At 57.9% G+C, this 20778-nt stretch carries 17 protein-coding genes; 5 read left to right on the forward strand and 12 right to left on the reverse strand.

All coding sequences use genetic code 11. The annotated features are described in order from the left end of the window. Position 1: 1 nt before the first annotated feature. A complete protein-coding gene (tnpC, locus tag CI41S_RS16520; RefSeq protein WP_139860419.1) occupies positions 2 to 1651 on the forward strand; it encodes an IS66 family transposase in 1650 nt (549 codons plus the stop codon). A gap of 2 nt (positions 1652 to 1653) precedes the next feature. After that, entirely contained in the window at positions 1654 to 1896 is a 243-nt protein-coding gene (locus CI41S_RS16525) for a hypothetical protein (RefSeq protein ID WP_139860421.1), read from the forward strand. A 263-nt stretch (positions 1897 to 2159) separates the two neighbouring features. Here the strand turns inward: CI41S_RS16525 and CI41S_RS16530 are convergent, their stop codons facing one another. Continuing rightward, positions 2160 to 3728: a porin gene (locus CI41S_RS16530; protein ID WP_139860423.1), complete on the reverse strand. Its 1569-nt coding sequence runs from the start codon at positions 3726 to 3728 to the stop codon at positions 2160 to 2162. 165 nt (positions 3729 to 3893) lie between these two features. Here CI41S_RS16530 and CI41S_RS16535 point away from each other — a divergent pair, with 165 nt between their 5' ends. Both CI41S_RS16535 and CI41S_RS16540 read left to right on the forward strand, forming a co-directional pair. After that, a complete protein-coding gene (locus tag CI41S_RS16535) occupies positions 3894 to 4175 on the forward strand; it encodes a helix-turn-helix domain-containing protein (protein ID WP_139860425.1) in 282 nt (93 codons plus the stop codon). A gap of 154 nt (positions 4176 to 4329) precedes the next feature. Further along, positions 4330 to 5238, forward strand: a complete 909-nt coding sequence (locus CI41S_RS16540; protein WP_172628078.1) for a LysR family transcriptional regulator — start codon at positions 4330 to 4332, stop codon at positions 5236 to 5238. A 247-nt stretch (positions 5239 to 5485) separates the two neighbouring features. On the opposite strand, the gene CI41S_RS16545 is transcribed toward CI41S_RS16540, so the two are convergent. From CI41S_RS16545 to CI41S_RS16550, 3 genes are all read right to left on the reverse strand, one after another. Continuing rightward, a complete protein-coding gene (locus CI41S_RS16545; RefSeq protein WP_139860429.1) occupies positions 5486 to 6136 on the reverse strand; it encodes a DUF2285 domain-containing protein in 651 nt (216 codons plus the stop codon). Continuing rightward, the gene (locus CI41S_RS45350; protein WP_430650023.1) at positions 6072 to 6314 is read right to left on the reverse strand and encodes a transcriptional regulator domain-containing protein; all 243 of its coding nucleotides are present in this window, start codon (positions 6312 to 6314) and stop codon (positions 6072 to 6074) included. The genes CI41S_RS16545 and CI41S_RS45350 overlap by 65 nt, the downstream gene beginning before the upstream one ends. Positions 6315 to 6431: 117 nt before the next feature. Continuing rightward, complete coding sequence (locus tag CI41S_RS16550) at positions 6432 to 6704, reverse strand: DNA -binding domain-containing protein (protein ID WP_139860431.1); 273 nt, start codon at positions 6702 to 6704, stop codon at positions 6432 to 6434. Between the two features lie 633 nt (positions 6705 to 7337). Between CI41S_RS16550 and CI41S_RS16555 the strand changes: the two genes are divergently transcribed. Beyond that, positions 7338 to 7619, forward strand: coding sequence for a helix-turn-helix domain-containing protein (locus CI41S_RS16555; RefSeq protein ID WP_139860433.1), 282 nt, complete (start codon positions 7338 to 7340; stop codon positions 7617 to 7619). A gap of 167 nt (positions 7620 to 7786) precedes the next feature. Here the strand turns inward: CI41S_RS16555 and CI41S_RS16560 are convergent, their stop codons facing one another. The 8 genes from CI41S_RS16560 to ectB all read right to left on the reverse strand — a co-directional run bounded on the left by CI41S_RS16560 (position 7787) and on the right by ectB (position 20408). Next, complete coding sequence (locus CI41S_RS16560; RefSeq protein ID WP_139860435.1) at positions 7787 to 9130, reverse strand: LLM class flavin-dependent oxidoreductase; 1344 nt, start codon at positions 9128 to 9130, stop codon at positions 7787 to 7789. Between the two features lie 771 nt (positions 9131 to 9901). Further along, positions 9902 to 12376, reverse strand: a complete 2475-nt coding sequence (locus CI41S_RS16565; RefSeq protein WP_139860437.1) for a CaiB/BaiF CoA transferase family protein — start codon at positions 12374 to 12376, stop codon at positions 9902 to 9904. 173 nt (positions 12377 to 12549) lie between these two features. Then, the gene (locus tag CI41S_RS16570) at positions 12550 to 13353 is read right to left on the reverse strand and encodes an SDR family oxidoreductase (protein ID WP_244626550.1); all 804 of its coding nucleotides are present in this window, start codon (positions 13351 to 13353) and stop codon (positions 12550 to 12552) included. A gap of 120 nt (positions 13354 to 13473) precedes the next feature. Beyond that, the gene (locus CI41S_RS16575; protein WP_244626551.1) at positions 13474 to 14766 is read right to left on the reverse strand and encodes an aminotransferase class I/II-fold pyridoxal phosphate-dependent enzyme; all 1293 of its coding nucleotides are present in this window, start codon (positions 14764 to 14766) and stop codon (positions 13474 to 13476) included. Between the two features lie 613 nt (positions 14767 to 15379). Next, the gene (locus CI41S_RS16580; RefSeq protein WP_139860441.1) at positions 15380 to 16696 is read right to left on the reverse strand and encodes an aspartate aminotransferase family protein; all 1317 of its coding nucleotides are present in this window, start codon (positions 16694 to 16696) and stop codon (positions 15380 to 15382) included. A gap of 185 nt (positions 16697 to 16881) precedes the next feature. Beyond that, entirely contained in the window at positions 16882 to 17646 is a 765-nt protein-coding gene (locus CI41S_RS16585; RefSeq protein ID WP_139860443.1) for a hypothetical protein, read from the reverse strand. Positions 17647 to 18185: 539 nt separating this feature from the next. Next, positions 18186 to 19076 (reverse strand): crotonase/enoyl-CoA hydratase family protein, encoded by an 891-nt coding sequence (locus tag CI41S_RS16590; RefSeq protein WP_139860445.1) that lies wholly within the window; start codon positions 19074 to 19076, stop codon positions 18186 to 18188. A 39-nt stretch (positions 19077 to 19115) separates the two neighbouring features. After that, a complete protein-coding gene (gene ectB, locus CI41S_RS16595) occupies positions 19116 to 20408 on the reverse strand; it encodes a diaminobutyrate--2-oxoglutarate transaminase (RefSeq protein ID WP_430650024.1) in 1293 nt (430 codons plus the stop codon). Between the last annotated feature and the right edge of the window lie 370 nt (positions 20409 to 20778).

Genomic DNA, 20778 nt, shown 5'->3' on the forward strand with positions numbered 1-20778 from the left:
TATGGACTCCAGCGCCGACCTGCCGCCCGATCTTGCCGCTGCGCATGCAATGATCCTGGCCGAGCGCGCGGCCAGGCTCGCGGCGGAAACGAGGCTTGCTGAAGCGGCCAACGCCCAGGCGAGGCAATCGAGCGCCGAAGCGCTGATTGCCCATCTTAAGCTCGAGATCGAGAAGCTACGACGGACTATATATGGCACGCGCTCAGAGCGGTCGGCGCGGCTGCTCGACCAGCTGGAACTTGAGCTTGAAGAGCTCGAGGCGGGCGCTACTGAAGATGAACTGGCTGCCGAGAAGGCGGCCGGGAAGACGCAGACGGTGCGTTCGTTTGAGCGCAAGCGGCCTCTGCGCCAGCCCTTTCCCGATGACATCGAGCGAGAACGCGTGGTCCTGCCGGCCCCGACGCAATGTCCCTGCTGCGGATCGGCCCGGCTGTCGAAGCTCGGCGAAAGCGTGACCTCGACGCTGGAAGAGATCCCACGCCGGTTCAAGGTGATCGACACGGTGCGGGAGAAGTTTAGTTGCCGGGACTGCGAGGCGATCACGCAGCCGCCAGCGCCGTTCCATGCCACGCCGCGGGGCTATATCGGACCCCAGCTTCTGGCGACGATCCTGTTTGACAAATTTGGCCAGCATCAGCCGTTAAACAGACAGGTCCAGCGCTTCAAATGCGAGGGGATCGAGCTATCGGTCTCGACGCTGGCGGACCAGGTGGGCGCCGGAGCCTTCGCGGTCAGGCCGATCTTTGAACTAATCGAAGCCTATGTGCTCTCCGCCAATAGGCTTCATGGCGACGACACCAAGATCCCGATCCTGGCGAAGGGGAAGACGGACACCGGCCGGATTTGGACCTATGTTCGCGACGATCGGCCATTCGGCGGGCGAGATCCACCGGCGGCGCTGTTCTACGCCTCACGTGATCGGCGCGGCGAGCATCCCGCGCGGCATCTTCAGAACTTCGCTGGGATACTGCAGGCCGATGCCTATAGCGGGTTTAACGCTCTCTTCGATCCCGGACGCAAGGCGTTGCCGGCCACGGCCGCCTTCTGCTGGGCACACGGCCGCAGAGCATTCTTCGAACTGGCCGATATCGCCCAGAACGCGCGCCGCGGACGGTCGGCGACGGCGATCTCGCCCGTTGCGCTGGAAGCGGTTCGTCGGATTGACCAGCTGTTCGAGATCGAGCGCGACATCTATGGGCTGAGCGCCGAGGAGCGGCTGCAGATCCGCCGGGAAAGAAGCGCGCCACTGCTGACCGACCTTGAGGCTTGGCTCCGGGCGGAATCTGCCCGGCTGTCGCGTTCGTCCAACGTGATCAAGCCGATCAACTATCTGCTCAACCGTTGGGAGGGCTTTGCCCGCCTTGTCCACGACGGAAGGATCTGCATGACGAACAATGCAGCAGAGCGGGCGTTGCGCGGCTTTGCCCTGGGAAGAAAGGCATGGTTGTTCGCCGGTTCTGATCGCGGCGCGGAGCGAGCTGCCGTGATGGCCACGCTTATCATGACGGCGCGTCTCAACGACATCGACCCGAAAGCCTGGCTTGCCGACGTCTTCGCGCGCATCGCCGATATGCCGCAGAACCGCCTGCACGAGTTGTTGCCCTGGGACTGGACGCCTCCTGCGCTGACACCCTCCACTCAGGCCGCGTAGCCATGCACGTCAACAAGGTTTATGCCGTCATCACCATCAGTCGCGTCGCCAAGGACCTTGGAGAAGACGAGGACTGGCTCTCGGACGTGGCCAACGGAATGGACACAGAGGATGGCGTCATCTGGGTTTACGGCATAGGTGACGACCAGGTCATGGCGTTCACCGACTTCGGCATCGAGAACCTGACAGAGCTCATCAGGATGCACAGGGAAGACCCGGAACTCCTCAACCGCTTGAACCGGTGAGCCCCTGTTCGCGGCCTAGCTCGGATGGATACGCCGGAGCTCAGAAAGAGCCCCGACGAACCTGATCCAGTCCAGTTTTGACAAAGAGGCTGTACGACGCTGTCCACGGCGAATTGAAGTTTTCGCCTCTCACGTGAGAAACAGCAACTGCATCCAGCAGAACTCCGATAGGCATATCGGAGTCCTTCCCTGGAGGCTTAAGCGCTGGACCGCCGACCTATAATGAATAGCTCGGAAGCCATACTGTCCATCCCGAAACGACCTCACCAGTTGCGTTGCGCGCGCAGCAGCAGTGTCACGGTGCTCTGATCCTTCAGCTCATAAACCGCAGCCGGCTTGGCAATACTCGCCTGCGCCGGCAGTGTCACTGTGCTTCCACCCGCATACTTTTGATCGAGCATCGTGTAGGCAATGTCGGCTGAAAAGGTCAGGTTCTTGACGGGTGTCCAACGCGTGATGAGGCCGAGCGCGCCGTAGTTGAAATCCGGGTTACAGCCAGCAAGGCCGCTCGAAAGCGCGAGGCCTGCGATGAAGGCGCCACAGATATAGCCTTTCGCGATGCTGCTATACCGGACGGCTGCCCACCCACCATAGATGCCCGTATTCCAATACGCATCCCAATTATGGGTATAACCAGCGCGGAAGCCGTACGTGGTGGTCAACTCCTGTGAGCTGCCATTCACAAACACAGAGTCAGATAAGCCCGCAAGACCTATGCTCTGGTAGAGGCCCGGCAAACCCGTGCCGCCATGCATGGCGTAGGTGGTCGACATATTCTCATTGAAATCGTAGCGGCTGGCACCCCTGGTATAGGCGCCAGACATATTGATCGTGTCACCCGGCCCGGTCGGAATGTTTTTGATCGACAGGGCGAGCTGAGTGGCCCACCCCCACTTGTCGCTCGGATGACCGGTTGTTTCATCACCGCCATAGTAAGCAGCATGATTGTCATGCGCGGCAAGCGATGCCTGGAACAAACCCCAGGCCTGGTCAATGCGCAGCATCGTGATGAAGTCGGGAGTTGCCGTACCGGCGATGTCGTTGCCGCCGTACGCACCTGCCGCAAGGCCGGCCGCCGTTGCGGCGCTCACGTTCCAGACGTTGGTCGTGGCATGGGCAACTTGATCCTGAGCCGAGAAGGACGCCGTAATGCCTTGGCCGAAGTCGGCCGTATAGGTGAACTGGTTGACGCCTGTAACCCAGCCGGTACCACCTGGCAAATCATCATAATTGTTCGCTGGATAGTTCGTCCAGGGTACTGAGAACTGAGAGATCGCTTTTCCGATGGTGAACCCGGCAAACTGGATGAATGCGGAGTAGACACCAACCGTGCCTCCGGCGATGGCGCCGGAGTTGGCATTGTTCGGCGCTTGAACACCGCCGATCGACGAGTAAACGGTCGCACCTGTTCCGGCGCCACTGTAGGTCGCATCCGTCCAGGTTAGCCCCGTCTCGAAGAAGGTACGGAGGGTGCCATACTCGGTCGCCGTTCGCGTATCGATGTTCAGGTCTCCGCGGGAGCGCGACGTGTAGGCATTGCCCAGCCGGGTTCGCGCACCCGCCACCCCGTTATAGGCCGGATCAAAATCACTGTTGCTGTTAACGACCAGGTCAGTGCGCAGGTAACCGCCCAGTTTGACGCAGGTGTCCGTGCCGGGGATGTAATAGAAGCCGGCACCATACAGCGAACAGATCTTTACGTATTCGACCGCTCTGGCCTTCAGTGGCAGGTCCGCCGCGTGTGTGCCGCTGCACGCCAGTAAGCCTACCGCAAAACTTAGAACACCCCACCCAGTTCTGCCCTCAAACTCACAATTCTTACCGAATGTCATTGCCCCTCTCCATGCCAGCACCTGCGCGGCACGCCCCAGTAGCCTCGCGGAACAACCATTCAGTGACACGCATCGTATAATACGATCGAACCCTCCAGTTTGATGATGCTATTAGGTCGGTTATAGCCAGTGGTTTGATGGCCATCGAAATGGCTGCCTGCGCGCATGAAAGCTCGTGCGCTTGTGGCTTACAATGTGCGCCGGATCCGCGTCGAGCGCGGTATTCCGCAAGAGCAATTGGCCTATGATGCAGGTGTTGATCGCTCGTATATGAGCGGACTTGAGCGTCAACAGGCAAATCCGACAATCGATCTTCTCGATCGCCTTGCCGAGACGCTCGGCGTTGCGGTTTCCGAGCTGTTTGTTCGGCCGTCCAAAGGTGCGCCGCCGCCAGCTACCTTACCTAAAGGTCGCAAGCCGAAGCCGGCACGCCGCAAAAAGACCTAGTCCCCCCTGACGCACTGAGATCTTGTGCGGTGCTGGACCACCTATCAAATCGGCCTTACGCGGATTTTGTGCGCGGCCAGCCGCAGATACGCGGCAATCCCGCTGTGGACATCGAATAATGTGATGGATGGCTTTTCCGGCCCCGGAGCAGACAATGGCGGCTCAAGACGATGAAGTTCCTCTAAATGCGATCCGCGCCTTTGTGACCGTCGCACGCGAAGGCAGCGTCACGCGGGCCGCCAGCAGCTTGGGAACAACGCAGAGTTCGGTCAGCCGCTATTTGTCCGTCCTGCGCGAGTATCTGGGCGCAGACCTCATCGAGCGGCGCGGCCGGCGCAGTGATTTGACCGAGTTTGGAAGGCTATTCGCAAACGCAGTCTCCGAACCGCTCGAGACGGTCGGCTTCACCGCTAAAAGAATGCGCCGACGTGCGGCCGCGGGCAGCAATCGGCTTGTGGTCCGCACGTCACTATCGACCTTTGCTTTCTCCATTCTGATTCCAAATCTGCAGGCATTCTCTTCGGAAATGGGCGGTGTCATTGTGGATGTCGTCAGCTCGCTATCGCCGCCGACATCGTCGGACGACTTCGATATCTTGATTACACGCGACCTTTCCGTGATCGAGCCTGCCGACAGTTGGGAGATCTACAATGAGGAGCTGGTATGTGTTGGTCCGCCAAATCTGGTCGCAGGCAGAGAGCTCTCAATTGTCCGCTCAACCCCGATACTGAACATCACATCTCGGCCCGACATCCTGCCGACTTGGCTGAGGGCCATGAACCTGTCTTCAAACGACATAAAGCCAGGCGCGCGCTATGATCACAACTATCTTGCTCTGCCGGCCGTCATGACAGGAAAATGCCTTCTTGTCGCACCCGAAATCATTGTCAGCGATCTGGTGCGTGGGGGCGTTCTGCAGATCATACCGGGGTCGCGCACTCCAAGTGGCATGCAATATCGCGCCTATGCGGTGGATCGCAGCGAGTATCCCGAGATTGCACGTTCCTTTTGCCGGTGGGTCACTCGTCTTTGCAAGAAGTCAACGCTTGCGCAGGCTGCCTGACGCCAGCGAGCCTTTAATCCAGTGCAGCGGGAGATCGCTGCATTGCCGCCACTTGAATCGAGAGCACTCAGCCTGGGAAGACCATCAGAGCAGGATCGCCAAGATAGCGCCTTTTCGTGCAACGATCCGCGCGGCAAAGGACGGGAGGAGATCGAGCGCAAAACCCTCATCCTCTATCTGCGATCGCGTCATGCTAACAGAAGAAGCGGCTGCACTGAACAAAGGTATGCCACGATCACTCAAGAGCTCATGAACTGTCATTCCTGCGTCTGCCCTTTTGGAGAAATGCGCGGCAGCGAAGGCGCAGGAGGCGTCGCCCCAGCTTAACAAGTCGAATGGTTCGGCTGCGCAAGTCGTCTGTTTTCCAGCCCCGGTCAGCAATACGATGGCTTCCAAACAGGCCTTGCGCGATTTGGCGATAGCTATTTCCTTCCTGCCAGCCATCCAGTGCGCGCAGCGCGAGGATCAGCCGACGCCGCTTCAAGGCCGGCAAAGCAAGAGGAGGCGTTCCGAGCGGCCGATGCTCAAGCGCCAGCCAAAATCGACGTGCGGCCTGCAAGCGAAGCTCGAAACTCGCGTCGAGCGGCAGATCGAGGACGACAGCGGACCCGCCCGTCGGAAGCTTGCTCAGCCAAAGGCGATGCTTTGCGCCCCCGAGCGGCACGATCGCATGCCATCCGTCCGGCGCGCGACGCAGCTCGCTGCCCGGCAGATTGGCAAAATCGAGCTGGTACTTTTCGGGCGTCACGCAGTTGGCGGCACGCAAAGCCAGCACGGTCGGCAGGACTTCGGGCGCCCAGAAGACGGTTTGCTTGTCGAATGTCTTTTGCGGATCAGCTGGAAAACGAGAGCCCCCACTTCCGCCGGAACTGGCCCGCCGCTGCTTTTGAACGTTCATGGCGAGATAGCCGCCTATAGGCCTCTTGGTAGTCGCGATCCCGGCGCAGCCACTCCCAGGCCAGGTCGGCAGCTTCTGCCTTCTTGAGGCCGCTGTAGGCTTCCTCAGATCTCCAGTCAGTACCTGGCATTGCACTATTTCCCTGCATGATCTTCACGCATGGCGAACTGCAGCCCATGATTGTGGCGCTTTACGGTTACGTGCGTGCCGCGTATCCGCCTTCCATGCACCGAATCGATGCAATGATCATGTTTTACGATTGCTAGGAATTCTGCCGATTTTGATTCCGCCTTGTTCATTCCTTTGGCCAACCGCCACGCAGCAGATCGCGATACCCCTGGCCCGCTATCCACTTGGCCCGAGCCATATGACTATCGAAGGTGCGTTGCGCACGATCCGGTTCGAGAATCGGATCAAGCCCAAGCACAACGCGCGCGACTTCGCGCCAATCTGCCGTATCAGCCGCGGCATCGAGAAGTCGCATGTAGGTAACAGCGTGCTCCTTGTCATATGACGTGAGCTCGCGCGCGCTGGGCGCCAAATCTGCGATCTTCGGGTCGGCCGGCACGCTGAAACTCCTACTAGACTGAAAAATCTATCGAAATCGAGCAACGATAACTAAATCGGGGGCATTTTGGTACCGCTCGAATCGTCGCGGTCCCAAGCTCTTTTTGGCCGTGGCTGCGAGCGCATATCGGCTCAGAATGGCTCGTGGCTCCATTTTGCGCATTTGCTCTTCTATTGGGGCTGGATCCACTCGCAGCGATAGCGGTGACTAATCGGGTTTGCTACGCAGCTAGCATCTCCTTGCTCTTACCCTGCCGGGACGGAATGGAGACTAGTCGTTCGCGCGCCGGTGAAAGGGCCGCGGCCCGAAGGCAGCCCAACGGGAACAATTCGTTTCACTTTTCGAGCTTCTGGTGAACGGTTGTCCTATTTAGTCGCGGCGCCCGGAAAAAGCCGCAGTTATCGCAGGCGCCATTTTGCTCTCCCGCCAGTAGCGAACTGTCTTGCGCTGAGCCCGAGTTGTGACGGATCGACAGCGTTAGAAAAAGATAAACTTCGCGACATCTGCGTCCTGGTGACCTGCTTCGTAAAAGCACCGCGCCGCATAGAGAGCCAACTGCTTCAGTGCCAGCTTATCGCAATAGTATGTCTATAACCAGTGGTTTCATAATCGTCAGAATGGCTGCCTTTGCGCATGAACGCTCGTGCGCTTGTGGCCTGGAATGTGCGCCGGATCCGTGTAGATCGCGGCATTCCGCAAGAGCAATTGGCCTTTGATGCCGGGATCGACCGCTCGTACATGGGCCGCATTGAGCAGCAGAAAGAGAACCCGACCATTGATCTCCTGGACCGCATCGCCACGACCTTGGGTATTCATTTGTCGGAACTGTTCGCTGAACCAGCCAAGGGTGCGACGCCTCCGAAACCGATGTCGAGGGGACGCAAGCCGCCGCGCCCGTCCCGGGACAGGAAGTAACTATTCCAGAAAGGCATAGCTAACGACGGGAGCAGGCGGGCCGGAGCAGCTTCCGGTGCCCCACTTCGGCGCTGCGACGGCGGTCCCGGCCTCCGGCTCCAGCCGATGCCGCACCAGCACGGTTCCGCCACAACGGCGCGACTCGCCTCCAAGTACTCAGAGCAAGGCTACGCCGCTCGCGTAAACTGATTGTGTGGCCGCTTGAGCCCGAGGTTTTCTCTAAGAGTCCGCCCCGAGCTTTCCGACCTAAACTTACCGCGTCGGCGCAATTCAGGAACGACGAGCTCCACAAAATCTTTGAGCCCGCTCGGGACTATCGCGGGAATGAGGTTGAATCCATCGGCCGCATATTGATCGAAGGCATTGATCATGATGTCGGCTATCTCACTAGGCGTCCCTACCGCCATTAGATGTCCGCGCGAATCCGATATCAAGCGGATCAGCTGTCTCCAGGTCATTCCTTGGCGCGCAGCTAGCTCGAGGAGCACCTTCTGGCGGCTCTGAATGAAATTCGTCTCGGGCAATGTGGCCGGAACTAAGGAGTCCAAATTGATCGCACGCAGGTCGGTGACGAACCCCAGCCATCGATCTGCCGTCTCCGTCATGACGTCTGTATGTGTATAGGACTGCAGTTTCTTAAGCTTATCGGAGGCCTCCTGCTTGGTCCTCCCAACAATCGGGACAATGCCAGGCATCACCAATATCTGATCGTCTTCGCGCCCCAGCCCGCGAGCCTTCTCCTTTAGATCTGCGTAGTACTGCTTACCGCTCTCAAGCAAAGGCTGGGCGGTGAATACAACTTCGGCGAATTCTGCAGCGAATTTGACGCCGGCTTCGGATGAGCCGGCCTGAACCAATACGGGGTACCCCTGGGGCGGTCGCGCGATATTCAATGGGCCTCTGACTGAAAAATAGGTACCACGGTGATTGAGAAAGTGCAGCTTCGTCGTGTCGGCGTAGATCCCACTTTGCTTGTCACGAATGAAGGCGTCCTCTTCCCATGTATCCCAAAGCCCCGTCATGACACCTACGAACTCTCTAGCTCGCTCATATCGCGCGTCATGCTCTGGAATTTCTTCATCGCCAAAATTCGCCCCTTCGAACTTATTTCCAGAGGTAACGATGTTCCAAGCGGAACGTCCGTGCGAGAGGTGGTCAAGGGAAGCAATCATACGTGCGAGATGATAGGGTTGGTGATACGTCGTGGTCGCTGTTGCAACAAAGCCGATATTTTTTGTTTTTGATGAAAGAGCCGACAACAAAGTGATCGGCTCAAACGTATCGTTTCGGCCGGCACGAGCTATGTTTGCATTGTCACGTTCGACGACACTTGGGCTATCCGCCAGAAACACGAAGTGAAATGCCGCGCCTTCGGCAAGTGCCGCAAGGTGCGCATAATGCTCGACATCGACTCCGCCCGTCTTCGGCACGCTCGGATCGCGCCAAGCTCCCTCGATATATCCCGCCTGTAAGACGTATAGTCCGAGCGCCATTTCACCACTGCGCGCCATGCCGTACTCCCTTTCTCAGAAACATCTCGCACTCGAGCGATGCACCACACTCTTGAGAAACAATCTTCGCACCTAGAGAACACAAGCGAAGTCTTTTCCTCCAGAGCACTTAAGACCATTATGTGCCACTCAGGGCGTGAAACGAAGGCAGTCCGCGAGGAACAGGCTGCGAGTTGTCGCGCCGTTCAACCGATCCAACCCCATGACGGCAACCATACGATTGGATCTTACATACCGAGCTCGCTTCTCCAGCGAAGCTGCCTATAGGTGACATGCTCAGCTGTTCGGATCAATGACGAGCGCTGGTAGTTGACTTACATGCAACCTCGTGTTCCGCTTTTGGGCCGGCAATCTGATACGCTTCCGATCTACCAGCGAAGACGCGTGATCAACACAGTTCGAGCACCTGCGACATCAATGCTATTCAGTCTTTGCCGACCGGATGGACGGGCTGGTACCAAGACGGGCGTTCGTCTTCTTTGCTCTCCGGTCTGTCTTCCAGGTGACACTCGTGTCATGAGTGGACTTTCGCGAATCACGCAAATGCATTACCGCGCGCGTGTTGCATCAATGCGTCATTGAGCTACGCCGCTGTCACACAATCGAAACTCCTTAATCTGAATGCGGGAAGGCAACAGCGACACACCCGACATCCCATAGTGTGAGGAAGAAAGGTCCCCTTCCGAGATGGGCCCACGTGTGTTGCTAGTCCTGCGCGATCAAGGGCAATTAAAGCGTTCGCTGCGAGCGTCCACGCTTAAACATGAGCTATTAGGTCGAAGTCTCTCGAGATCGCCGTCCTTGTCTCAGCTCTACTTCCGAGAGCATTCTCGTGCCGATGATGCCTTTGCTGGCAAGCTCTGCGATTTCGACCTCGCCGAGCCCGAGCAAGTCTGCCAGGATTTCGCTGTTATGTTCTCCCAGGGTAGGCGCCGCTCGGCGGATTGAGTGGGGCCGTGCGCCTTCGCGAATCGGAATTGACGGCTGCAGGTGCGCTCCGATGAACGAACGTTCGATCTCTTGGAAGAATCCACGCGATCTTAGGTGCCGATCTTGCAGCAGGTCAATCGGCAGGCGGACCACTCCCGCCGCAACCCTGACGCCCTGCAGCTCGGCCATTACCTGATCTGCATCACGCTTGCGCGTCCAGGCTTCGATGGCTCCCTCGATTGTATCCTCAATTGAACGGCGACGGTCCACGAGCTTCAGGGAGGGGTCAGCAGCCCAGTCTGATCGGCCGATCACGCTCGCAAGCCTCTGCCACATACCCGCATCGGTGGCAGCTACTGCAATCCAGCTGTCTTCGCCGGCACACCGGAAGCAGCCGTGCGGCACAAACTGAGGATGCCGATTGCCGTACCTTGTCGACGTACCACAAAGTGATTGGATAATGATCCATGGAGCAGCGAGCGGCATCATGCATTCGACCTGCCCGAGATCAATAAGCTGCCCCTGCCCAGTCTCGCGGGCGTGGATCAGTGCAACAAGAACTGCAGCGCAACCATTCAGACCGCCCATAGCATCTCCAAACGCAACATGGCTCATCACTGGCGGCCCATTGACAGTTCCTACCACGCTCGGCAGCCCCGAGCCCTGCTCCAGGGTCGAGCCGTAGGCTCGGCAGCCGCGACGATCACTGTTCGTGCCAAAGGCTGACATCGATATCACCACAAGGTGCGGGTTGAGCACCCTGAGGACCCCGTAACCGAGCCCAAGCTTTGGCAGCACGTCCACGGAGTAATTGTCGACGACAATGTCGGCGCCCGCTATCAGGCGCTTCGCGAGCGAGAGGCCCTCGGGTCTGGTCAGATCGAGCGTGATGCCGCGCTTATTTCGATTCATCATGCAGAAGCGCAGCGTCTTCTCGTGCATCTGACGGTTGACGTAATCGGGGCGGCGATCAACACCGCGCCACCAGTCCGGGTACTGGATCGCCTCGATCTTGATGACGTCTGCACCGAGATCAGCAAGGGTTCGCGTACACAATGGGCCAGCCCAGCCCATCGAAAAGTCGATGACACGAGTTCCTAGCAAAGGCTGTTCGGCTGGACCGCTGCAATCGGGTAACCTCGACACTCCGGTTGTGGAGTTCGGTCGGCTACTCGTAAAACCCTGCCGCCCGCCGGGACACGGAACCTTTCCGCCCCGGCGCGGCGGTGTCAATGTCAGCCGCTGCATTGAGCCGGCCGTCAGCGCTCTCTCCTTGCCGAGCACAATGGGCACGATTGCGCCACGGTCAATCTTCTCTTTGTCCTGCAGAAGATCGGATATCTCTGGCACCGGCACAATCGGGATCTTGAGCTTAAGTCCCTCGGCAAACCACTGCTGCGCGGTCCGCCTCCTAAGCCTAGGTATGAACAGTCGTTCGATCTGCTCCATATGCTGTAGACGATCGGCGCCGAGCACGAGTGCCGGATCATCGCGCAATTCAGGAAGGTCGAGCATCTCGCAGAACGCACGCCATTGGCTCGGGGTTATTGTCGTGACGCCGAGCCATCCCTTCTTTGTTTCATAGATGCCGGCTGGAAAGTTTGGCCAGAAGCGATTGATGCCGATCCGGCACATCACCTCGCCGCGCTGAAATGCCTCGAATAGCTGATACTCGCTGAGCGAGATGCAGGCTTCGAAAATACTGAGCGAGTACGACCGACCTGCTCTACTCTGCATTCGCGCGAACACTGACGAGGCAGCGGCGATAAAGCCCCATAGACCTGCTAGGACACCGGTCTGGAAATCCGGCGCGTGCAAAGGTGGGCCTTCGACCGGCCCAACGAGCTTAATGAGCCCGGCAAGGGCGCGAACGATCGAGTCGCTCGCGGTGAACTCAGCATAAGGCCCCTCCCGGCCGAACCAGCTCGCTTCAAGGTAGATTAGCCCTGGCTGTCGTTGTCGCATTGCGGCGACATCAACGAGCGGGCAGTTCGCGCCATCGATATCGCGGCCATCGATCAGAATGTCGCAATCCTCGATCAAGAGTGTGAGCCGCTTAACCGCCTCTGGGTCAGCAGGATCGATAACAATACTGGACTTGTTGAAGTTCAGGAACGCGAACCACGCACTCTGGCCACCGGGGGTCAGCGGAGCGCTGGAGCGAAGTGGATCGCCGGCCGGCGGCTCGACCTTCCAAACCTCGGCGCCAAAGTCGGCAAACAGCCGCGCGCAATAACTCGTTGCGGCCGAGCTACCAATCTCGACGACCTGCAGCTGCGACAATGCCTCGCTAGAGGGTTGCGCTCTTTCTGCCATAAGGATGCTCCGGAACTTCTCCGTCTGCTGACGGTAGGTTTGTCGCTACACCGCTCAAGAGGCCTGATAGGCACACGTTCGTAGAACGTCTCAGTCGGCTGTTCCGAGTCGACCGACGCTGGCTAATACAGACGAGTGGGTCAAACGACAAAGAACGACCAAGCCCCCTCGGGTTAGGCACCGAATTCGCCGCCCGTGATATCGATCGTCGCTCCAGTAATGAAGCCGGCCATCGGCGAGGCCAAAAAGGCGGCGAGGTGTGCTACTTCTTCAGCCGTTCCGAAACGACCGATTGGAATACGGCTGAGGGCGGAGCGATTGACCGCGGCCTCTGCTGGTCCAGTGAGGTCACTGAGAATCCGCCCCGGGGCAATACAGTTGACGGTAACTCCGTGTGGCGCGAGATCCCGTGCAGCAGCCCGGGTTAACCCGATCAGTCCCGCTTTCGATGCAGCGTAATGCGGACCGGCGATTAGCGGCATGGCACGGCCCGCGAGCGAGCCGATATTGATGATGCGTCCATAGCCGTTTGCAATCATGGATGGTGCCAGGAGACGTATGAGGGTGAACGGGCCGCTGAGATTGACATCGATGACGCGCGCCCATTCCTCTTGCGACATTTGCGAAAGCCAGGGTACCTTCTGATCTACACGCTTTGGCGAGATCCCAGCATTGTTCACTAGAACAGTAATTTCACCCCAACGTCTGCGGATCTGGTCAACAAAGCGCTCCACCTCATTTTGCTGAGTGACGTCGACCATCCCCGCACAAAGCCGATCTTCTGGAGCTCTAAGGCTCTCCAGCGCACGCTGGACGTAGTTCGCCTTTGTCGCCACAAAGGCTACTCGATAGCCATCGTTCAAGAACCGACGTACGATCTCAAATCCGATCCCGCGTGCTCCTCCGGTGACGAGTACAGAGGACGGACCGCCTTCAGTCGTCTTCGGTTTTCCTGTTGGCATTGTTCCGTCGATCATAGCGAGTGTACGCGGGTGAGCCGCAGGGACTTTCACAGTAGAACAAGGTGTCCCACGGCAAATGTTCGACCGCAGACGTTCTCCAGTTGCGGCTGTTCTGTTCTGGGCTAGGAATCGTTCTCACTGCGCCACAGGCGCTGGTGCCTTGTGGGGCTCAATCATGGCCTCAGGCACCTTCTCCAGAATACACCCACACAGCCGTTCTATGTCGCCAACCTCATGATCGGCCGTGATGCACACCCGAACGCCTGCCTTTCCTTGTGCCACGGTCGGAAAGAAAATCACAGAGGTGTAAAAGCCTGCATCGAGGAGCTCTCGGGCGAATGCAATCGCCATCGCTTCCGATCCAATAGCAACCATTCTGATTGGGAGCGAATTGCCTTGCTCGGGAGTTTCGACGCGACGATCAAAGACCTTGATGCGTTGCGACAGCCGCATCTGCCGTTCGGCAAGCTCTGCCGATCGATGTATCTTGCAAGAGCCAAGCGCGGCGCCGACCGCTGCCAAGTTGGGCGCGACCGAGAATGCATAAGGAATAGCGTATCGCCGAAACAATGCTTCCTGCTCGGCCGTTCCCAGCATCAACATGCCACCCGACGCGCCAAAGCCCTTGGCCAGCGAGGCCGCTATGATTGTACGGTCCCCCAACACTTCGGGGAATTGAGTGCGTGCAAACCCCTCGCCTTGGCGCCCAAACAGCGAAATGCCGTGAGCATCGTCAATGTAAAGAAAAAGTCCATAACGCTCCTGGAGCTCACGAAGCTCCTTGACGGGCGCGTTTCCTCCCATCGAATAGACGCCGTCGCATACATAGGCAACTACTCTCTGTTCGCGGCACAGGCGTTCCAGAGCGTCAATATCATTGTGTTCTATCGTTTCCACTCGCGTTTCATCGGCAACCACCGGCTTATGATATGCGAGTGACACATGCGCGATGCGATCGAACACGACAAGCGGCTTTTTGCCGCCCGTCAGAAGGCCAGAGGCAAGAATGGGCATCGCCCCCAGATTGGCTAGCATGACCGTGGAAAACGCGATAACCCGCGCACCGAACATCTCCGACAGAGCTGCTTCGAGCTCAGCCAGAAGATCGAAATTAAGCCGTGTTCGTGCGCATGACCAGTGCAGCGATCCATGCGCCTCGATGGCCTCGATCGCGGCGGCCACGATTGTCGGATGATTATCCAGTCCCAAATACGAACACCGCACGAAATCAATGACCTGGGGTCGGCCGCTGAGTGGACCGACGCCTAATGCAAAGGCGCGTCCAATCGTCGAACGCCCTTGTACAGCCATGAGACCAGCGCTGTGAGCTGCATCAAAATATGGCCGGCTCTTGTTGATCATATACGCGGTGTTGCGAAAGTGCTCGCTCGGACGACCATGGTCCGAGGCGGCGCGATGCTGTCCCATTCCGTTCTCCATTGCATCTGTCAAGCGGCTGGTTGGCGCCACGCACGGCCTGACGAACTCGGCGCGAGTCTACCTACTTTGAGGAACAGCCCGATCGGCTCTCAATCGCGCAAACGAACTAACACCAGGTCTTTCGCGATGCCAGCTACTAGATCAAATGGGCGGTACATTATGACGAGCGCAACTTTGCACGATGTCCTGCCGACCCTCGCTCCGCCCTACACGTCATCCGCCTTCCACGAAGATCTGCGGACCACTCTGCACCGGCCTCACTTGCAGCCAGCCCCTTGGATGCCACCTCCAAAGCCGTTTGAACACGGATGTCACCAATAGTAAGCCGGCTCTCTTGCCACTCTGAAAGCGCCACTTCGTAGTCTTGCAGCCCCGGTCTTTGTACTTACCGAACCAATAGCTAACCGCGTCGGATCGGCTGATACAAGCCTGCGTCCCCGACCTATCTAGGCGCTTTCGGAATCCGGAAAAACCAAGCATCCGAATATGGATGCATATGCTCGCCCGCTCTGCTCCGCACTGCCATTATGCTCATATGGAACGCAAGGCCTCAATGAGATCAAATGCAGTCCTCTAGGGAGTGCATTTCACGTTTAAGCCACTACTGCGTTCGCCATGCTCTATGACTGTGGAGAAAGCCTGCGAAGACTTCGACGATAAATCTCGCGTCGGCGCGATTCATCGGCGTTGAGACCGCGCCCGCCCCTGCATGAGGCAGAATGATTCCGTTGTCTGCGAAGAAGTTCACTAGTTGCCTCATCCGTCTCGAGGCGTCCGGCGTCCAATAAGCTTCACGATTGTCGGTTGGTACTTGGGCCATCGGATGAATGCGAAAGAGTGAGGCGGCTCCCGTGACGCAAAATGGCGCAACGGTTTTTGAGATAGCTCCCGCAATCCCATACCGGACAACGTTCCCAAGGTCCTCAAGGTGCGCGAAGGTCGCATGGTCAAGATGCCGCATGGCGGCAAGCCCGGCCGTTATGGATAGAGGATTGGCGGAAAATGTACCGCCTTGGGCGAGCAGTGGCCGGCCGGCGGAGGCGTCAAATACTTCCATGACCTCGTGCCGACCACCGATTGCTCCAATCGGCAGGCCGCCACCGATGATCTTGCCCATTGTGATGAGGTCCGGAACGAGACCATACAGGGCCGACGCTCCCTCGAAGCTCTGCCTAAGATTCAGCACCTCGTCAGCAATTACCAGAGCGCCGTTCATACGAGCAGTCTCTTGGACTGCCGCCATGAAGTCCGGTTTTGGTGGAATTAGTCCTGCGCGGCTTGGCATTGGATCTATGATGACAGCGGCAAGATCCCTTCCATGCAAAGACAGCAATCGGCGCGCGGCATCGGCGTCATTGAACCGCATCACAATGACTTCATCCAGCACGCTCGCGGGCATTCCACGATAGGACGGCGTCGACCTGGGACCACTCGGACTGCCCCAATTGTCCGGCGTCGCTGCAAGACTTACCTCGGCCCAGTCGTAAGCGCCATGATACGCCCCCTCCAGCTTTGCGATCTTCGAACGACCTGTGAACGCCCGAGCGGCCTTGATCGCAAAAAGCACCGCTTCAGTGCCTGTATTGACGAAGCGAACACGCTCAACGCGCGGGATGCGTTTGCAAAGCAGTTCTGCGAGTGTGATCTCCGTTTCTGTCGGATATGCGAAGCAAGTTCCCAGATGCAGCTGATGGGCCAACGCCTCCACCACGGGTCCAAACGCATGCCCGTGGATCAGGGTCGTAAAATTTGCGTTCAGGTCGAGAAACCGATTGCCATCCACATCGATAAGATAGCTGCCGTTTCCGCGCTCGATATAGCGAGGAACCGGATCCCGCTCGATACTTGCTCGCGACGTTCCATCAGGGAATACGAGTTGCGCGCGCGCAAACCTCTCCTTAGATCCTTGCCCAACCATTGAAGCTCCCGTTATACCACGCAGCGGTCGCCGTCGTGCTCTGCTCTTGTGTGACCGCTCGCGCACGTTATCCCGTCGCTAACCGTCCTTGATGTCGGCGCGATTGCCTGTGAGCCTCTTGTCTCAAGAAGCCCATATTCTTCTTGCGACATTGAATGTCTGCTCGACCGGTCGGCGCACTTTGGTCACACAGCGACCGGCTGGCTAGATGGCTTGCCTTTCGGCACTTGGCGAGGCTCTCGCGGAGAGGCGCTCAATTCATTCTTGTCACGATGATAGACAAGTCGTTGCAGTTCCTCCGAGGTCAACCAAACAAGCAAATCGTTGTCCACGATGTTCTCTTCAACGAGATGCAGCACCGACCCACCTTCCTCGTAGTGCGCATGTCCGTATTGCTCCAGAACACCTTTGGACAGCAGCCAGCGCTCTGCGAGTCCAACCACGAAGTCCGGGTTCCACATCGCCAACGAAATACCACGTAAAACTGCAGCCATGATCTCAGGTATGCCCTGCCCTCTGAAATCTTTGCGTAACCAAAAATCACCGTGATAAGCGACCTTTCCAGTAATCTCCCTCGCCGTCGGTGCGGTACACCTGCAGCGATCTTGAGGATGAGCATGCATTGCGGGGTCGGCATAGAACGCCCTCAAGGACTCAAGATTCGATGCAAAGTTGCTATCCTGCAGATCGTACAGCCGCGCGGCCTCCACCAATGCCACATCGTTATGCTTGTCGAGACCTATCATCCAATAACCCTGCCCCGGCTTGATCGGCGATCGATCTGGCCGGAAATTTGGGTATGTCCGCTTCTTAGTCGGAAGAGCACTCGTAATGGTGACATACTTATCAAAATCGAATCCGACCGAAAGCTTGATGCCTTTCTGAGCGGCTAGATCATCGTATATCCGAATAAAGCGTGAGACGTTCAGAATGTTGACTACGCTTTTCATGGCTGCGCTTGTCCTGTCCTGTTGAGCCATATCAGTGGCTACACGGAACTGTCAGCGTACAACGTCGGCCGCAAACCGAGCCACTACCTACTTCGGTTGGGGACGGTGGATTCTTGCGGCTGCAAACCCAGCACCTGAACAAGCATGCGGTTTGCTTTCTCAGGCGATCCGGTCAACCTAGCGCGATGTCTGCCTCGCAACCATGCAACGGCAATACGACACGATTCATAATCGCGATAGTCGAGACGGAGCAGTGGCGTGCTCAGCTAGGTAGAATGACTCACGGCCGATCCGCACGCAACGTCGCCTATTGCATAAGCGATCGCGCCGGTCTCTTTACAAAAGGCCGGGCCTGTCGCTTCTTGTCACACCGGAACCTGGCCGCTCAAGAGGCGTCTGCCGGTTCTGGCTTACAAGCACAGCAGCGGCGATCCGACTGGCTACTCAGGCGGATTGGAACGGTAGGGCTCCATTGACGCCCCACTGTCTAGACAGGCAAAATCGGTAGCCAGTATACGGTTTGCGCTTGCGAGCAAAGCTCACTTGTACTCCCGCTCCGTCCACCACGGAAAATAGTCCGGCAGATCGGCCGGGACCCTGTCTTTGAATGCGGCAGGCCGCTTTTCCAAGAAGGCCACCACGCCCTCCTTGGCGTCAGCGGAACGACCACGCGCATACATGCCGCGGCTTTCAATCTTGTGGGCTTCCATGGGATCGTCGGCGCCTAGCATGCGCCACATCATCTGCCGGATTAATGTAACCGACACAGGTGCCGTCTTCTCCACGATCTGAACGGCTAGCGCACGCGCCGATGGCAACAGTTCGTCCGGCCGGACGATCCTGTTGATCAGGCGACCGGCGAGCGCCTCCTCCGCAGTGAATATGCGGCCGCTCAAGGACCATTCCAGCGCCTGGGCAATGCCGACCACGCGGGGTAGGAACCAGCTTGAGGCGCCCTCCGGCACGAGTCCACGTTGTGAGAACACGAAGCCAAAACGCGCGTCATGAGAGGCGATCCGAACATCCATCGGGAGTTGCAACGTCGCACCCATGCCGACGGCTGGTCCATTAACAGCACCGATTACAGGCTTGAGAGACCTAAATATCCGGATGGCAATCTTGCCGCCACCGTCGCTGACCATTGGATCGCTGTAGTCCACCTTGCCATCGGGCAGCCGCCTCACTGGCCCGCGCCGCACGTCCCGATCAAATGTATCGCCGCCCAAGGAGAGGTCGGCGCCAGCGCAGAAGGCACGGCCCGCGCCCGTAACAATAATTGCGAGGACGTCATTATCTTTGTCGGCGCAATCGAACGCATCGACGACTTCTCGCTCCATGAGAGCGGTACAGGCGTTCAGCTTGTCTGGTCGATTTAGCGTAATCGTGAGAATTTTCTCGTCAATCTCATACTTGATCGTCTCGTAGGCCATGGCATTCCTTCGCTTGGCATGCGCCCTTTGTGCGTGGGGTCACGAAGACCTGATCCGCTTGAGCGCCTCATTCAACGCCTGCTCGAATATTTCAAGGCCGTGATCGAGCGTCTCGAAATCGATCGTAAGTGCAGGCAGGAATTTCACGACCTGATCGACAGGTCCGCATCGCTCGACCATCAGCCCCTTCTCGAAAGCACCGCGTGTCGTTGCTGCTGCAATCTCGGGCATTTGGCAATCAAATCCGAACGCCATGCCGCGGCCCCGGACCGCAAAGCTGTTTCCGTGCTTGACTGCGACGGTTTCCAGCCGGCGCCGCATAAACTCTCCCAGCCGCAGCACCTCTTGCGCGAAGGTCTCGTCCCGCCAGTAGAGATCTATCGCGGCCATTGCGGATACAAGCGCAAGGTTATTCCCGCGAAACGTGCCAGTGTGCTCTCCCGGCTGCCATGCGTCGAACTCCTTTTTGATCAAAACCATTGACAGTGGCAGGCCGTAGCCGCTTAAGGATTTCGACAAGACAACAAGATCCGGCGAAAGATTGGCGAACTCGAAGCTAAAGAAATGGCCCGTCCGACCACAACCCATCTGGACATCGTCAACTATGAACAGAGCGCCGGCACTGTTCGCTACGGCTTGAACTGACTGCAACCACTCTCTGCCGGCGACGTTGATACCTCCCTCGCCTTGGACCGTTTCGACGAGGATGGCAGCTGGGCAATCGATGCCGCTGCTCTCGTCAGCCAGCACTTTTTGTAGGTAGTCCGCTGTATCAACGTCAGGACCAAGATAGCCGTCGTACGGCATGAACGTTGCACCGGATAGCGCAACGCCGCTGGCCGTCCGGTAAGCGCGATTACCGCTCGCGGCCATGGCCCCGAGGCTCATGCCATGATACCCATTCGTAAATGAGATAATATTCTGGCGTCCTGTGACCTTGCGGGCGAGCTTGATTGCGGCCTCAATCGCATTGGCGCCGGTTGGCCCCGTAAACTGGAAGCGGTACTCTAAATTTCGCTTGGCAAGTATTACAGAGTTAAAGAGCTCCATGAAGTCGATCTTCGCGGGAGTTGCCATGTCGAGGCCATGGACGACCGCGTCTGATTCCAGGTAGTCAGCAATGGCAGCTTTAATCCTGTGATTGTTATGGCCGTAGTTTAGCGTTCCGGCTCCCGAGAGGAAGTCCACGACGTTTCGGCCGTCCTCCGTTAACATGATTGAGCCGCGCGCTCGGCTAAAGATGGCGGGAAATGAGCGAGAATAAGAGCGTACGTTTGACTCCAGCGCATCCAACGCTTGCATCTTACGCGGTGTGTTCATCGCTCTAGCCATCTATCACCTCTGCCAAGGCAAGTGATCAGCGAAAATAGCGAATCATCCTGCGTAAGGAGACACGCTTCTCCGCGCTCTTCCCGACAGCTCAACTACCTGATATCTAGGAGCAACGAAGCTGCCAACACTGATAGTCGTCTTAGGCCTAGAATCATGCGCGAAGCGCGCCCTCTAGTCGGAATGCTTCCGCAGCACCAACCTTGAGCATCATTGCACGATGATCACAATACGCGCGCTCGATTCATGTTCAGCGTCTGCCGGATAGAAGTTGGACCCTACTTTGCTTGCGCGATGTAAGGGCGCTCCCGTGTATACTTTTCAGTAACATGGAGCGACAAGTTTGCGACCCGGCTCGACGCTGGGCATCCAG

This window comes from Bradyrhizobium ivorense, assembly GCF_900696085.1.
GTDB lineage: Bacteria > Pseudomonadota > Alphaproteobacteria > Rhizobiales > Xanthobacteraceae > Bradyrhizobium > Bradyrhizobium ivorense.

Bases quoted from the DNA above. Each gene is read 5' to 3' on its own strand.
- CI41S_RS16545 (WP_139860429.1), bottom strand. From the start codon at position 6,136: ATGAACGTTCAAAAGCAGCGGCGGGCCAGTTCCGGCGGAAGTGGGGGC.
- CI41S_RS16570 (WP_244626550.1), bottom strand. From the start codon at position 13,353: ATGATCGACGGAACAATGCCAACAGGAAAACCGAAGACGACTGAAGGC.
- CI41S_RS16535 (WP_139860425.1), top strand. From the start codon at position 3,894: ATGAAAGCTCGTGCGCTTGTGGCTTACAATGTGCGCCGGATCCGCGTC.
- CI41S_RS16555 (WP_139860433.1), top strand. From the start codon at position 7,338: ATGAACGCTCGTGCGCTTGTGGCCTGGAATGTGCGCCGGATCCGTGTA.
- CI41S_RS16565 (WP_139860437.1), bottom strand. From the start codon at position 12,376: ATGGCAGAAAGAGCGCAACCCTCTAGCGAGGCATTGTCGCAGCTGCAG.
- CI41S_RS16580 (WP_139860441.1), bottom strand. From the start codon at position 16,696: ATGGTTGGGCAAGGATCTAAGGAGAGGTTTGCGCGCGCGCAACTCGTA.
- ectB (WP_430650024.1), bottom strand. From the start codon at position 20,408: ATGGCTAGAGCGATGAACACACCGCGTAAGATGCAAGCGTTGGATGCG.
- CI41S_RS16575 (WP_244626551.1), bottom strand. From the start codon at position 14,766: ATGGGACAGCATCGCGCCGCCTCGGACCATGGTCGTCCGAGCGAGCAC.
- CI41S_RS16530 (WP_139860423.1), bottom strand. From the start codon at position 3,728: ATGACATTCGGTAAGAATTGTGAGTTTGAGGGCAGAACTGGGTGGGGT.
- tnpC (WP_139860419.1), top strand. From the start codon at position 2: ATGGACTCCAGCGCCGACCTGCCGCCCGATCTTGCCGCTGCGCATGCA.
- CI41S_RS45350 (WP_430650023.1), bottom strand. From the start codon at position 6,314: ATGGGCTGCAGTTCGCCATGCGTGAAGATCATGCAGGGAAATAGTGCA.
- CI41S_RS16590 (WP_139860445.1), bottom strand. From the start codon at position 19,076: ATGGCCTACGAGACGATCAAGTATGAGATTGACGAGAAAATTCTCACG.
- CI41S_RS16525 (WP_139860421.1), top strand. From the start codon at position 1,654: ATGCACGTCAACAAGGTTTATGCCGTCATCACCATCAGTCGCGTCGCC.
- CI41S_RS16540 (WP_172628078.1), top strand. From the start codon at position 4,330: ATGGCGGCTCAAGACGATGAAGTTCCTCTAAATGCGATCCGCGCCTTT.
- CI41S_RS16560 (WP_139860435.1), bottom strand. From the start codon at position 9,130: ATGGCGCGCAGTGGTGAAATGGCGCTCGGACTATACGTCTTACAGGCG.
- CI41S_RS16585 (WP_139860443.1), bottom strand. From the start codon at position 17,646: ATGAAAAGCGTAGTCAACATTCTGAACGTCTCACGCTTTATTCGGATA.